At 70.8% G+C, this 13,002-nt stretch carries 9 protein-coding genes; 5 read left to right on the top strand and 4 right to left on the bottom strand.

Annotation, left to right across the window (positions count from 1 at the left end; all coding sequences use genetic code 11):
* Positions 1-13: 13 nt before the first annotated feature.
* The gene (locus ACFC1J_RS16275) at positions 14-1,009 is read right to left on the bottom strand and encodes a LacI family DNA-binding transcriptional regulator (protein WP_375908321.1); all 996 of its coding nucleotides are present in this window, start codon (positions 1,007-1,009) and stop codon (positions 14-16) included.
* 176 nt (positions 1,010-1,185) lie between these two features.
* On the opposite strand from ACFC1J_RS16275, the gene ACFC1J_RS16270 reads away from it, so the two are divergent.
* From ACFC1J_RS16270 to ACFC1J_RS16255, 4 genes are all read left to right on the top strand, one after another.
* On the top strand, positions 1,186-2,445 hold the full coding sequence (locus ACFC1J_RS16270; protein WP_375908318.1) for an ABC transporter substrate-binding protein: 1,260 nt from the start codon (positions 1,186-1,188) through the stop codon (positions 2,443-2,445).
* 2 nt (positions 2,446-2,447) lie between these two features.
* Entirely contained in the window at positions 2,448-3,587 is a 1,140-nt protein-coding gene (locus tag ACFC1J_RS16265) for a carbohydrate ABC transporter permease (protein WP_375908316.1), read from the top strand.
* Positions 3,584-4,462: a carbohydrate ABC transporter permease gene (locus tag ACFC1J_RS16260; RefSeq protein WP_375908313.1), complete on the top strand. Its 879-nt coding sequence runs from the start codon at positions 3,584-3,586 to the stop codon at positions 4,460-4,462. The genes ACFC1J_RS16265 and ACFC1J_RS16260 overlap by 4 nt, the downstream gene beginning before the upstream one ends.
* Positions 4,463-4,572: 110 nt before the next feature.
* Entirely contained in the window at positions 4,573-6,435 is a 1,863-nt protein-coding gene (locus tag ACFC1J_RS16255; protein ID WP_375908310.1) for a glycogen debranching N-terminal domain-containing protein, read from the top strand.
* A gap of 211 nt (positions 6,436-6,646) precedes the next feature.
* Here the strand turns inward: ACFC1J_RS16255 and hutI are convergent, their stop codons facing one another.
* The 3 genes from hutI to hutH form a co-directional block, all read right to left on the bottom strand.
* The gene (gene hutI / locus ACFC1J_RS16250; protein WP_375908307.1) at positions 6,647-7,828 is read right to left on the bottom strand and encodes an imidazolonepropionase; all 1,182 of its coding nucleotides are present in this window, start codon (positions 7,826-7,828) and stop codon (positions 6,647-6,649) included.
* 217 nt (positions 7,829-8,045) lie between these two features.
* Positions 8,046-9,731 carry a urocanate hydratase gene (gene hutU, locus ACFC1J_RS16245; protein WP_375908304.1) on the bottom strand — a complete coding sequence of 562 codons (1,686 nt, stop codon included), beginning with the start codon at positions 9,729-9,731 and terminating at the stop codon, positions 8,046-8,048.
* Positions 9,724-11,265 (bottom strand): histidine ammonia-lyase, encoded by a 1,542-nt coding sequence (gene hutH, locus ACFC1J_RS16240; protein ID WP_375908301.1) that lies wholly within the window; start codon positions 11,263-11,265, stop codon positions 9,724-9,726. The genes hutU and hutH overlap by 8 nt, the downstream gene beginning before the upstream one ends.
* A 346-nt stretch (positions 11,266-11,611) precedes the next feature.
* Here hutH and ACFC1J_RS16235 point away from each other — a divergent pair, with 346 nt between their 5' ends.
* On the top strand, positions 11,612-12,946 hold the full coding sequence (locus ACFC1J_RS16235) for a purine-cytosine permease family protein (protein ID WP_375908298.1): 1,335 nt from the start codon (positions 11,612-11,614) through the stop codon (positions 12,944-12,946).
* The last annotated feature ends 56 nt before the right edge of the window (positions 12,947-13,002 follow it).

Here is a 13,002-nt window from a genome sequence, read left to right as displayed (position 1 = left end):
CCGGCGCGCCCGCCTACCGGACGACGAGGCGCGGCTCGATCAGCGCGTGCGCGGTGCCGGCCCGCACATCCCGCGGGGTCACCGCCTCGCCGGTCGGCCCCATGAGCAGCTCCAGCGTCGCCGCCGCGACGTCCTCCGGACGCTGTTCGACGCTCGAGAAGCCGAGCGCCTCGGCGGTCGGCGTGTTGTCGAAGCCGATCACCGGCACCCGTGCGGATCCCCCCGCCTGGGCGAGAAGCGCGCCGATCGCGAGGGAGTCGCTCGCGCAGACCACCGCGTCCACGTCCGCACCTGCGCCCGCCACCACGGCCCTCGCTCCCGCGACGTCCTCCTCGGTGATCCACCGCGGGCCCACGGCCCCGGCCGCGGCCATCGCCTCGCGCCAGCCGCGTTCGCGGTCGTCGCCGGTGCCCGACCCCGTCGGCCAGCCGAGGAACGCGACCCGCGGTCCGAAACCCAGAGCGTGCTCCGTGGCGGCGCGCGTGCCTGCGGCCCCGTCGACGTCGACCCACAGGTGCTCGGGGGCCGCGAGGTCGTCCTCGCCCCAGGGACGGCCGAACGCGACGAAGGGCAACCGGGCCTCGCCCAGCCAGCGCGTGCGCGGGTCGCCGTGGAACGTGCCGGTGATGATCGCGGCGTCGATCTCGGAGCCCTCCCAGAGCTCGGCGAGCCGCGCGATCTCGTCGGCGGCCGTGCGCGCGGCGTACACGAGCATGCGCATGCCGCGCTCGCTCGCTCTCTCGGTGAGCGCATGCACGAAGCGGTCCAGGACGACACCGGAGACGCCGCCGACGTAGGGGTCCAGGTGGATCCCGATCGTCGAGCTGCGACGGGTACGCAGCTGACGGGCGGCGGCATGGCGCCGGTAGCCGAGCTCGACGATCGCCTGCTGCACGCGCTCGCGCGTGGCGGGCTTCACGATCGTCGGCGTGTTCAGCACGTTCGACACGGTCTGCCGCGACACGCCGGCGCGCAGCGCCACGTCTTCGACGGTCGGCGTCCTGACCATGTCTCTCCCTCCGCGGATCCGGTCCTGGACCCGGGACCACCTTCCCACCTTGACACCCCGGGCTCCTGCCGCCTAGCGTATTCGACACAGAGTTTGATCGTTCAAATTTCTACGACGACATCCTGTCGTCACCAGAAGCACACATCCTCACCGATGCTCATCAAGGGAGAAGAGACATGACACGGCACAGCACACGCGCCGCGATCGGGGCCGGGGCGCTCGTCCTCGCGGGCGCGATCGCCCTCACCGGATGCGGTTCCGGGTTCTCCGGCGGCGGGAGCGCCACCGGAGACTCGAAGCTCACCTCGTCCGACAAGCCGCTGAACATCCTCATCGGATCGTCGGGCGACGCGGAGACCAAGGCCGTCAAGGACGCCGTGTCGGCGTGGTCCAAGACCTCCGGCGTCAAGGCGACCGTGACCGCGGCGAGCGATCTCAACCAGCAGCTCTCGCAGGGCTTCGCCTCCGGCTCCCCCTCGGACGTGTTCTACCAGTCCACCGACGCTCTGGCCGGATACGCGTCCAACGGCTCCCTCCTCGCCTATGGCGATCTGCTGAAGAACAAGGACGACTTCTACCCGAGCCTGCTCACGTCCTTCACCTACGACGGCAAGCTCTACTGCGCGCCGAAGGACTTCTCCACCCTGCAGCTCGTCATCAACACCGATCTGTGGGCGAAGGCCGGACTCACCGACGCCGACATCCCGAAGACCTGGGACGAGCTCGCCGCCGTCTCGAAGAAACTCACCGCGGACGGCCACGTGGGCCTCTCGATGAGCGGCGAGTACGCCCGCGTCGGCGCGTTCATGGTCGCCGCCGGCGGCGGACTCATGAACGCCGACTCGACCAAGGCCACCGCCGATGCCGAGGGCAACGTGAAGGCGCTCGACTACCTCAAGGGCCTGCTCAACGACGGCTCGATGAAGTTCGCGGCAGATCTCGGATCCGGCTGGGGCGGCGAGGCGTTCGGCACCCAGAAGGCCGCGATGGTCGTGGAGGGCAACTGGATCACCGGCGCCATGACCAACGACTACCCGACCGTGACCTACAAGGCGGTCGAGCTGCCCGCCGGTCCCGAGGGCAAGAAGGGCACGCTGCAGTTCACGAACTGCTGGGGCATCGCGGCCGACAGCAAGAACCAGAAGGCCGCTCTCGACCTCGTCGAGCACTTGACCAGCGCCGACAGCCAGCTCGCCTTCTCGAAGGCGTTCGGCCCGATACCGTCGATCGCCTCGGCCGCGGACCAATGGAAGAAGGACAACGGCCCGCTCGTGCCGTTCCTGAACGGCGCGGAGTACGCCCAGGGCGTGCCGACGGCCAAGGGCGCCAGCGACGTCGTGACCGACTTCAACGGAAAGCTCGGCTCGCTCGCGACCGGCGATCCGAAGGCGATCCTCGACGCCGCGCAGAAGAACCTGGAAGCCCTGACCAAGTAATCATGGCCTCCTCCACCGTGCGGTCTCACCGTCCCGCAGGCCACCAGGGTCTGCGGCGCGGCGAGACCGCGTCGGGGTGGCTCTTCACCGCCCCGATGCTGATCCTTCTCGGCCTGTTCCTGGTCGTCCCGGTCCTCATGGCGCTCTGGGTGAGCGTGAGCGACTGGGGCGGGCGGGGCTCGCCGTTCTCCGGCGGCGTCTCGTTCGTCGGCCTGAAGAACTATGCTGCGCTGCTTCTCGGCGGCGGGCTCGCCGAGGCCGACTTCGGGATGAGCCTGAAGAACAACGCGTGGTACGTGATCCTCGTCGTCCCCTGCCAGACCGCGCTGAGCCTGTTCCTCGCCGTGCTCGTGAACCGGCAGATCCTCAAGGGCCGCGGCTTCTTCCGCACGGCGTTCTACTTCCCCTCGGTGACCAGCTCCGTCGCGATCACCGTCCTGTTCCTGTTCCTGTTCTCCACGACCGGCGCCGTCAACGCGGCGCTCGGCTGGCTCGGGATCAACGGGCCGAACTGGCTCAACGACCCGTCCGGGATCCTGCACTTCGGCGTCACGGGCGGGCCCCCGGCGCTCACGCAGAACAGCTTCCTCGGCGTCTCGTTCTGGGACTGGATCGGCGGCCCCAGCGTCGCGATGTGCGTCTACATCATCATGGCGGTCTTCACCACGAGCGGCACGTTCATGCTGCTCTTCCTCGCCGCGCTGCAGAACATCTCGGGCGAGGTGCAGGAGGCCGGGATGATGGACGGCGCGAACGGCTGGCAGCGGTTCTGGCGGATCACCCTTCCGCAGCTGCGCCCGACCCTGTTCACCGTGCTCACGCTCGGCCTGATCGGCTGCTGGCAGATCTTCGACCAGATCTACACCGGCACGAGGGGCCAGCCCGCCAAGACCACCATCACGCCCGCCTATCAGTCGTACCAGTCGTCGTTCCTCAATCAGGAGTGGGGCCAGGGCGCGGCGATCGCGTTCATCCTGTTCGTGATCATCATGGTCTTCACCCTCGTGCAGCGCTGGGTGCTGCGCGAGCGCCCCGTCTCGCGCCGCCGCAACCGGCCGTATCTGGAAGCGGTCGAACGCGCCGCCGCCCGCGCCGCCTCCGCCGACCGAGCACCCGCCGCGAGCGAAGGAGCCGCGCGATGACCGCCACCGCTTCCGCCCCGCCCGTCGCGCGCCGCACGCGCCGGAGCACCGTGCGGATCGCCTCCACCTCGGTCCTGTATGCGCTGCTCATCGCTCTCGCGCTCGTGTACATCTACCCGTTCCTGATCCAGGTCGCCACGAGCTTCAAGACGGATCCGGACGCGGCCGCGAGCCCCCTCACGCTGGTGCCGCAGACGTTCACGACCGAGGCGTACACGCAGCTGTTCCTGCGGAGCGACTTCCCCACCTGGTTCAAGAACTCCGTGATCGTGACGATCGTGGTCACGGCGGGCCGGGTGTTCTTCAACTCGCTCGCGGGCTACGCGCTCGCGCGGCTCCGCTTCCGGGGCAGGAACGTCGTGTTCGCCGGGCTCATCGCCGTGATGAGCGTTCCTGCGGTGGTGCTGCTGATCCCGAAGTTCCTCGTGATCAACACGCTCGGCATGTACGACTCCTACGCGGGCATGATCCTGCCGCTCCTCGTCGACGCCGCAGGCGTCTTCATCATGAAGAACTTCTTCGAGTCGATCCCCGTGTCGGTCGAGGAGCAGGCGCGGATCGACGGTGCGGGCACGTTCCGGGTGTTCTGGTCCGTCGTGCTGCCGATGGCGCGGCCGGCGCTGATCACGATCGTGATCCTGTCGTTCCAGGGGTCCTGGAACGAGCTGGCGCATTTCATCGTGTCCACCCAGTCGCCCGAGCTCACGACCCTCACGAAGGGCGTCGCGCAGCTCGCGAACGGGCAGCTCAGCCAGGGCCGTCAGTACCCGCTCAAGCTCGCCGCGGCGATCATCATGACGATCCCGGTGGCCGTGATGTTCTTCCTCTTCCAGAAGCGGATCATGAACTCGAGCGACGGGGCGGTGAAGGAGTGACGGCCCCCGAGCCCCCGACCCTCGCCGCCCGCGTCCTTCCCTCCCGTCCCCTGTCCTGAACGCCGCCCGTCGGGCCGACCGCCCGCGTACCGCCCTCACGAAGGAGCCCCATGACCGACACCCCGCTGCAGCCCCTCCTGAACGACGCCGTCATCGCCCTCCAGGCGCCGACCCAGGTGTGGTCGGACGAGACAGGAGACATGGGATCCGCGCCGATCCACGGGGTCTACCACGGCGATGTGCGGCACGTGCGCGCGCTGACCGTCGCGATCGAGGGCACGGCGGTCGAGACGATCGCCTGCTCCTCCCCCACCCCTCCGCAGGCGGTGTTCGCGGCCGTGCTGCGCGGCATCGACGACGATCAGCCCGACCCGAAGGTGCGCCTGGACCGCACCCGCACGGTGCGCGCCGGCGAGGTCTCCGAGCGGATCCGGGTCTCCTCGCACCGCGAGGTGCCCGTTCCCGTCGCACTGACCGTGACGCTCGTGCCCGACTTCGCGCCCTTGCAGCGCGTCAAGGCCGGGCTCGCCGATGACGGGGCCTGGGGCTGGGACGGGGAACGCGCCTCCTCCGGCACCGCGTCGTTCGCGCTGACGGCGCCCGATGCGGCGATCGCGGTCGAGGGGGCGGCGATCGCGATCCGCTGGGCGACCGTGCTGGAGCCCCGATCGAGCGTCGAGCTCTCCTTCGCTCTGTCGCTCGAGGACTCCGCCCTCGTGGTGACGGCACCGGCGGCGGAGGCCAGGGCCGCGATTCCCACGACGAGCGATCCGCGCCTGCGCCGCTGGCTGGACCGTGCCGCCGGCGATCTCGCCGCGCTGCGCCTCGCGCTGCCGGCGCACCCGGACGACGCCTTCTACGCCGCCGGGGCGCCCTGGTTCTTCACGCTGTTCGGCCGCGACTCGATCTGGGCCGCGCGCCTCGCCCTGAGCCAGGACCCGGCGATCGCCGCGTCCACACTGCGGGTCCTCGCGCGCCTGCAGGGCACGAAGAAGGATCCGGCCACCGCCGAGGCCCCCGGCAAGATCCCGCACGAGCTGCGCAGCGGCGCGCTTTCGCTGCCGAACGAGGGCGTGCACCTTCCTCCGCTGTACTACGGCACGGTCGACGCCACGCCGCTCTGGGTGTGTCTGCTCGCCGACGCCCGCGACGCGGGTATGCCGGAGGCCGAGGTGCGCGAGCTGCTGCCGGCGCTGCGCGCGGCGCTCGGCTGGATGACCGAGCACGGCGACGCGAGCGGATCCGGATTCATCGACTACGTCGACGAGACCGGGCACGGCCTCGCGAACCAGGGCTGGAAGGACTCCGGAGATTCGATCCAGTGGCGAAACGGCCGCCTCGCCGAAGGGCCGATCGCGCTGAGCGAGGTGCAGGGCTACGCCTACGAGGCCGCGGTGCGGGGCGCGGATCTGCTCGACACGCTGGGCGAGGACGGTGGCGACGCGCTGCGCACCTGGGCCGCGGACCTGCGCACCCGGTTCCGCGCCGCCTACTGGGTGACGACGCCCGAGGGGCACTACCCGGCGATCGCGCTGGACGCGCACGGCGCCGCGGTCGACACGCTCACGAGCAACATCGGCCACCTCATCGGCACCGGGCTGCTGGATCCCGAGGAGGAGCGCACCTGCGCCGACCTCCTGCTCGGCGACTCAATGTCGAGCGGCTTCGGGATCCGCACGATGTCCTCGGGGGCGACCGGCTTCTGGCCGCTCAGCTACCACGGCGGCAGCGTCTGGGCGCACGACACCGCGGTGGCCGTGCACGGGATGCTCCGCGCCGGTCTCCGCGACGAGGCGGCCGCGGTCGCCGAGCAGCTCGTGGATGCCGCCGAGGGCTTCGACTACCGGATGCCGGAGCTGCACGCCGGCGACGCCCGCACGCCCGGCGTCGCCCCGGTGCCGTATCCGGCATCGTGCCGCCCGCAGGCCTGGTCGGCGGCGGCCGCCGTGGTCTGCACTCACGCGCTGGGCTGAGCCCCCGGGGCGGGCGCATCCCCCTGGTCGTCGAGCGAGCACCGGCGCAGCCAGAGCGAGACGAAACGCGGTGATCCTTCGGGAGACGGCTTTTCGTCACTTCGACTCGCTTCGCTCCCTCAGCGCGACGCTCGGTTTCAGCGCTGCCCGCGTCCTCCCTCAACGGCCCCGAGGAGGGTGCGCGCTCAACGACCCTTGCTGCGCCGCGGGGTCAGACCGCGCGCACGCCGTCCTTCCACACGGCGTCCACGAGGGGCACGCCGGGGCGGTAGGCGAGATGCACGCGGCTCGGGCTCTTCAACAGCACCACGTCGGCGCGCAGGCCCGGGGCGATGCGACCGATGTCGGTGCGGCGCAGGGCCGCCGCTCCCCCGGCCGTGGCCGCGTGGATCGCCTCGGCGACCGTCATCCGCATGTCGCGCACGGCGACAGCGATGCAGAACGGCATCGACGAGGTGAAGCTCGAACCTGGGTTCGTGTCGCAGGCGATCGCCACGGTCACGCCGGCGTCGATGAGCCGGCGCGCGTCGGGATAGGGCTGCCGCGTGGAGAACTCGACGCCGGGCAGCAGCGTGAGCACGGTCTCGGATCCGGCGAGCGCTGTCACATCGTCGTCGGTGAGGTAGGTGCCGTGATCGATCGACGCGGCGCCGAGTTCGACGGCCAGCTGTACGCCCTCGCCGGGGCCGAGCTGGCTCGCGTGCACGCGCGGCTGCAGCCCGCGGGCGATGCCGGCTTCGAGCACGCGGCGCGACTGGGGCACGGTGAACGCCCCGGTCTCACAGAACACGTCGATCCACTTGGCATGCGGAGCGCAGGCGTCGAGCATCTCCCCTGTCACGAGCGCGACGTACTCGTCGCCGCGATCGGCGTACTCGGCCGGTACGACGTGCGCGCCCAGGAAGGTGACCTCGGGGGTGACCTCGGCGGCAAGGCGCACCAGGCGCTCCTCTGTCACGACGTCGAGGCCGTAGCCGCTCTTGATCTCCACGGTCGTGGTGCCCTGCGCGAGCATCTCGTCCAGGAATCCGCGCAGGCGGATCCGCAGTTCCTCGTCGGTCGCGGCCCTGGTCGCGGCGACCGTGGACCGTATGCCGCCGGCGGCATACTTCTGGCCCTGCATCCGCGCCTCGAACTCCGCGGCGCGGTCGCCGCCGAAGACGAGGTGGCTGTGGCTGTCCACGAAGCCGGGGAGCAGCGCGCGGCCCTCGGCGTCGACGGTCTCGTCGGCGTCCGGTGCCTCCGCCGCCGGACCGACCCACGCGATCCGGTCCCCGTCGATGAGGACCGCCGCATCACGCCTGGTGCCGCAGAGGTCGTCGCCCCCTTCGGCGTGCTCCGGGGCCGGGGCGTTCGTCGTGAGCTCGCCGATGTTGGTGATCAGGGTCTTCATGCGTCCTCCACGCCGATCATGTCCCACTTCTGGTCGCAGTAGGTCCCACTTCTGTTCCCGGATCCGACTCTGAAGCGCCAGAAGTGGGACACGGTACCCGGCAGCGGGACGCCGTCGACCAGAAGTGGGACACGGTGGGTGGTCGCGCCCCGCCCTGCACTCCCCCATCCCCCGACGAGGTGCGCAGAGCGGGACGCCGTCTGTGTCCGAGCCCGGCTCAGAGGCCCATCGGGACCTTGAGACCGCGCTCGCGCGCGATGTCCTTCGCGTGGTCGTAGCCCGCGTCGACGTGACGCATGACGCCCGTGCCGGGGTCGTTCGTGAGCACGCGCTCGAGCTTCTCGGCGGCCAGGGCGGATCCGTCCGCCACGGTCACCTGTCCGGCGTGGATCGAGCGGCCGATGCCGACGCCGCCGCCGTGGTGCAGCGACACCCAGCTCGCGCCGGAGGCCGTGTTCAGCAGCGCGTTGAGCAGCGGCCAGTCGGCGATCGCGTCGGATCCGTCCTTCATGGCCTCGGTCTCGCGGTACGGGCTGGCGACCGAACCGGAGTCCAGGTGGTCGCGGCCGATCACGATGGGCGCGGCGAGCTCGCCGGAGGCGACCATCTCGTTGAACTTGAGGCCCGCGAGGTGGCGCTCCTTGTAGCCCAGCCAGCAGATGCGGGCGGGCAGGCCCTCGAAATGGACCTTCTCGCCGGCCTTCTCCAGCCAGCGGTGCAGAGCGGCGTCCTCCGGGAAGAGCTCCGCGATCGCACGGTCGGTCTTGTAGATGTCCTCGGGGTCGCCCGAGAGCGCGGCCCAGCGGAACGGGCCGCGGCCCTCTTCGAACTGCGGGCGGATGTACGCCGGGACGAAGCCGGGGAACTCGAACGCGCGGTCGAAGCCGCCGAGGACGGCCTCGGCGCGGATCGAGTTTCCGTAGTCGAACACCGCAGCGCCGGCGTCCTGGAACGCGACCATGGCGGCGACATGCGCGGCCATGGACTCGCGGGAGCGGCGGGTGAACTCCTCGGGATCGCGCTCGGCCTCGGCCTTCCAGTCGGCCACCGAGATGCCGAGCGGCAGGTACGCGAGCGGGTCGTGGGCGCTGGTCTGGTCGGTGACGATGTCGATCGGGACACCGCGGCGGAACAGCTCCGGGAAAACCTCGGCCGCGTTGCCGACGATGCCGACGGACAGGGCTTCGCCGGCCTCCTTCGCGGCCACGGCGCGCGCGATGGCCTCGTCGAGGTCGGTGTAGTAGACATCCAGATAGCCATGGTCCACCCGGCGCGCGAGGCGCGACTCGTCGACGTCCACGATGAGGCAGGCGCCGTCGTTGAGCGTGATGGCGAGCGGCTGCGCGCCACCCATTCCGCCCGCGCCGCCGGTGAGCGACAGCGTGCCCTTGAGGGAGTCCTTGCCGAGCGAGCGGGCGACCGCCGCGAACGTCTCGTAGGTGCCCTGCAGGATGCCCTGGGATCCGATGTAGATCCAGGATCCGGCCGTCATCTGGCCGTACATCATCAGGCCCTCGGCCTCGAGCTTGCGGAACTCGGGCCAGGTGGCCCAGTCGCCGACGAGGTTGGAGTTGGCGATGAGCACGCGCGGCGCCCACTCGTGCGTGCGGAACACGCCGACCGGCTTGCCGGACTGCACGAGCAGGGTCTCATCGGGCTCGAGCTCGTCGAGGGTGCGCACGATCGCGTCGTACGCCTCCCAGCTGCGCGCGGCGCGACCGGTGCCGCCGTAGACCACGAGGTCCTCTGGATGCTCGGCGACCTCGGGATCGAGGTTGTTCATGAGCATCCGCTTGGCGGCCTCCGCACCCCAGCTCTTCGCGGTGCGCTCATTGCCGCGGATCGCGCGGATCGACCGGGTCGGGTCCGAAAGGGTCGGGCCCGTGGTGGTGGTGTCAGTCATTCGCGTGCTCCTTCGCAATCGCAGCGATGCGGCCGGACTGCACGAGCGCAGCGACGGCCTCCATGTCGGGGCTGAGGAATCGGTCCGGGCCGGGGCCGCCGGCCACGGTGCGGACGAGGTCGCGGACCGCGCCGGTGGCGGGGCCGGCCTCGAGCGGCGCGCGCAGGTCGAGTGCGCGGGCGCCGGTGAGGATCTCGATCGCGAGCACGCGGCCGAGGCCGTCGATCGCGCGGCGGAGCTTGCGGGCCGCGGCCCAGCCCATCGAGACGTGATCCTCCTGCATCGCGGAGGACGGGATGGAGTCGACCGATGCGGGCACCGCGAGGCGCTTGAGCTCGGAGACGATACCTGCCGCGGCGTACTGCGCGATCATGAGGCCGGAGTCCACGCCCACCTCGTCCGCGAGGAACGGCGGCAGGCCGTGGCTGCGGGCGGGGTCGAGGGCGCGGTCGGTGCGGCGCTCGGCGACCGAGGCCACGTCGGCGACCGAGATCGCGAGGAAGTCGAGCACGGCGGCCACAGGGGCGCCGTGGAAGTTGCCGTTCGACTCGATGCGGCCGTCGCTCGTCACGACGGGGTTGTCCACGACGCTCGCGAGCTCGCGCTCGGCGATCGTGGTCGCGTAGGAGGCGGTGTCGCGGGCGGCGCCGTGCACCTGCGGCGAGCAGCGCAGCGAGTAGGCGTCCTGCACGCGACCGTCGTCGGGGCCCTTGTGGCTCGCGACCATCGGGGAGGATCCGAGGAACGCGCGCAGGTGCGAGGCGGAGACGGCCTGACCGATCTGCGGACGCAGCGCCATGAGATCGGCGGCGAAGACCGCGTCGGTGCCGAGCTGCGACTCGATCGACATCGCGGCGGAGATGTCGGCGGTGATCAGGAGATCCTCGAGGTCGTGCAGGGCCAGCACGAGCATGCCGAGCATGCCGTCGGTGCCGTTGATGAGGGCGAGGCCCTCCTTCTCCACGAGTTCGAGCGGCGCGATGCCCGCCGTGGCGAGCGCATCGGCGGCGGGTACGAGATCGCCCACGGCGTTGCGCACGTCGCCCTCTCCCATGCTGGCGAGCGCGATGTGCGCGAGCGGGGCGAGATCGCCCGAGCAGCCCAGCGAGCCGTACTCGCGGACGATCGGGGTGATGCCGGCGTTGAGCATGGCGGCGTAGGTCTCGACGACCTGCGGACGCACGCCCGTGTGGCCGGAGGCGAGGGTCTGCAGGCGCAGCAGCTGCAGCGCGCGGATGACCTCGGTCTCGACCTCGGCACCGGTGCCGGCGGCGTGGGAGCGGATGAGGCTCTGCTGCAGCTGGCGGCGTCGCTCGGGGGCGATGAACGTGGTGGCGAGGGCGCCGAAGCCGGTGGAGACGCCGTAGTGCGGGTGCGGATCCGCGGCCAGGCCGTCGATCACGCCGCGGGCGGCGGCGACCCGATCCAGCGCTCCGGCGTCGATCGTGACGGTGGCGTGGTGGCGGGCGACGGCGACGACGTCCTCGGGGCGCAGCGGCGCCGCACCGATCGTGACGGGGGAAGTGTGGGGCATGAGACGATTCCACACCCTCGCCTGCCGCTCGGACAGGGCGCAGGGCGACGTCCTGTCTGGTATTCCAGACAACCGCCCGGAGCCCGCAAACCCAGCTCGAGTGCACCGGATCCCGCCGACCGCACAGGAACCCGGCACCAACAACCCGTGCACCCGGCAGCAACCCGTGCCACCGGCAGGAGCGAGAGGCACACGGCCCGCGGCCGCAAGCAACACCACGACGCAGCAGGGCAAGGTGTGCGCACTGTCGAATGAATAGCCAGATCAGTGCAGATCGCACATGGTGGACCCGACCGCGTGTCACTAGCGTGAGCGGAATCATCCTCCCCGCCCGAAGGGAACCACCATGGCCCGTATCGCGCCGCACGACGATTTCGCCCTCTCCCGCGTGACTCCCGAAGCGCGAAAGCCCTGGTTCGGCATCGCCGTGCAGCGCTTCGGACAGGTCTCCGCACTGTCGCAGTTCCTGCTCGGCGCCACGCTCGGCTACGGGATGACCTTCGGCGACGCCGCACTCGCGTTCCTGCTCGGATCCGTCATCCTCGAGCTCATCATGTGCATCGTCGGCTTCATCGGCCAGCGCGAGGGCCTGAACACGGCGCTCCTGGCCCGCTGGACGGGCTTCGGCGAGATCGGCGCCGCGCTCGTGGGTCTCGCGATCGGCATCAGCCTCATCGGCTGGTTCGGCATCCAGTCCGCGATCTCCGCGCAGTCGCTCGACGCACTCATGCCCGGTGTGCTGCCGACCTGGCTGTGGAGCCTGCTGTTCGGCCTCGCCGTCACCGCGATCGTCGCGTTCGGCTTCCTCGGCATGCAGTGGCTCGCGAACATCACCGTGCCCCTGTTCCTCGTGCTCGTGGGCTGGTCCGTGATCTCGGAGCTCAGCCGCCACGACCTCGGCACGCCGCTCACGAGCCCCGCCCCCGGCCCGCACATCAGCGTCTGGGCCGGTACCGGCATCGTCGCCGGCGGCCTCATCGTGGGCGCCATCATCACGGGCGACATGACGCGCTTCAACCGCTCCCGCGCGGACGTCGTCAAGCAGACCGTCGTGGGCGTGACCCTCGGTGAGTTCGTCATCGGCCTCGCCGGCGTGCTCCTCGCCCACGCCGCACGGTCGGGCGACATCGTCGCGATCGTCACCAGCTCGGTGGGCCTGGTCGGCCTCATCATCGTCATCACGGGAACGCTCAAGATCAACGACTGGAACCTCTACTCCTCGGCCCTGGGCCTGGTGAACTTCGTCTCGACGACGTTCGGCAAGAACCTGCACCGCGTCACGACGACGATCGTCCTCGGCATCGTCGGATCCGTCCTCGCGGCCGCGGGGATCCTCGGACAGTTCACCCAGTTCCTGATCGTGCTGAGCGTCGCGTTCCCGCCGATCGCCGGCATCATGGTCGCCGAGTACTTCATCGTCCGCCGCTGGCGCGGCGAGCTCGACGCCAGCCGAGAGGAGGGCGTGCTGCCCGCCTCCGCCCCGCGCATCGTGCCGGCCACGATCGTGGTCTGGCTCCTCTCCTCCCTCGTCGGCTACTTCGTGACCTGGGGGATCCCGTCCCTCATCAGCCTGTTCCTCTCGATGGTCCTGTACATCGCGGCGGGCAGGCTGGGCCTCGTCCGCGGCGTCGGCGCCGTCCCCACCCGTCAGGCCGATCCCGCCGAGGCCGCGGCCGCCTGACCTCAGACTCCGTCGCGGGGTGCGGCGCCTTCCGACGCCCCGCGACGGGACCATTC

Origin of the sequence: Microbacterium sp. NPDC056052, assembly GCF_042266785.1 — a bacterium.
Lineage (GTDB): Bacteria > Actinomycetota > Actinomycetes > Actinomycetales > Microbacteriaceae > Microbacterium.
Note: the sequence above shows the minus strand (reverse complement) of the source record. Positions and strands in the feature narration are given on the sequence as shown.

Coding starts and splice junctions, on each gene's coding strand:
- ACFC1J_RS16275 (WP_375908321.1), bottom strand. CDS start 1,009: ATGGTCAGGACGCCGACCGTCGAAGACGTGGCGCTGCGCGCCGGCGTG.
- ACFC1J_RS16235 (WP_375908298.1), top strand. CDS start 11,612: ATGGCCCGTATCGCGCCGCACGACGATTTCGCCCTCTCCCGCGTGACT.
- ACFC1J_RS16255 (WP_375908310.1), top strand. CDS start 4,573: ATGACCGACACCCCGCTGCAGCCCCTCCTGAACGACGCCGTCATCGCC.
- ACFC1J_RS16270 (WP_375908318.1), top strand. CDS start 1,186: ATGACACGGCACAGCACACGCGCCGCGATCGGGGCCGGGGCGCTCGTC.
- hutU (WP_375908304.1), bottom strand. CDS start 9,731: ATGACTGACACCACCACCACGGGCCCGACCCTTTCGGACCCGACCCGG.
- hutH (WP_375908301.1), bottom strand. CDS start 11,265: ATGCCCCACACTTCCCCCGTCACGATCGGTGCGGCGCCGCTGCGCCCC.
- hutI (WP_375908307.1), bottom strand. CDS start 7,828: ATGAAGACCCTGATCACCAACATCGGCGAGCTCACGACGAACGCCCCG.
- ACFC1J_RS16260 (WP_375908313.1), top strand. CDS start 3,584: ATGACCGCCACCGCTTCCGCCCCGCCCGTCGCGCGCCGCACGCGCCGG.
- ACFC1J_RS16265 (WP_375908316.1), top strand. CDS start 2,448: ATGGCCTCCTCCACCGTGCGGTCTCACCGTCCCGCAGGCCACCAGGGT.